We start from the raw sequence: 631 nt of genomic DNA, 5'->3' as shown, positions 1-631 counted from the left end.
TGCTGTCCAGCCCTTGCAGGCAGGAAAGCGCCGTCGACCATGTGCTGTGCAAATGCACCACCGCTTTACAACGCGGATTGTTGCGATACAGCGCCAGATGAAAGAGCACCTCTTTCGAGGGTTTGTCACCACTTAACCATTCGCCATCTGCGGCGACTTTGGAAAGCCGCTGCGGATCGAGATTGCCCAGGCATGAACCTGTCGGTGTCGCCAGTAAATTCCCGTCAGGTAAAAGCAGCGACAGATTGCCAGCCGAACCGGTTGCATAGCCGCGCTGAAAGAATGAACTGGCAATCCGCGTCATCTCCTCTCGCAAAGACTGCTCTACTTTTGCGAAATCGCTCATGATAAAAACCCTCTTTGGGCTCGTGAAAAAAAGGCGTCATCACCGAAGTTGCCAGATTTAAGGGCGAGTGAGACAGGCTTATCCAGTGCGTTTACCCACGGCACGCCGGGGGAAATGGCTGGGCCAATATGAAACCCTTTTATTCCCAGGCTCTGTGTGACTACGCCGGAGGTCTCACCGCCTGCGACAATAAAGCGTGTCACGCCTTCCGCTGCTAACCGCGCCGCTAGTTGAGAAAACAGTGTTTCTACTGCCTGACTGGCTTTTGTGCACCGTATTGCTGTT

1 protein-coding gene and 1 pseudogene are annotated in these 631 nt (G+C 53.9%); both read right to left on the bottom strand.

Annotation, left to right across the window (positions count from 1 at the left end):
* Positions 1 to 346 (bottom strand): class II aldolase/adducin family protein (locus ACS8YF_RS19840; protein ID WP_440851801.1); only part of this gene is annotated, 346 nt, incomplete at its 3' end.
* Positions 343 to 631 (bottom strand): annotated as a pseudogene (locus ACS8YF_RS19835) (nucleotide-binding domain containing protein); the annotation flags it as partial. The gene ACS8YF_RS19840 and the pseudogene ACS8YF_RS19835, both read right to left, overlap by 4 nt.

The sequence above is a fragment of the Salinisphaera sp. SWV1 genome, assembly GCF_052044155.1.
Classification (GTDB): Bacteria; Pseudomonadota; Gammaproteobacteria; order Nevskiales; family Salinisphaeraceae; genus Salinisphaera.
This window is presented reverse-complemented; position numbering and strand designations above follow the sequence as displayed.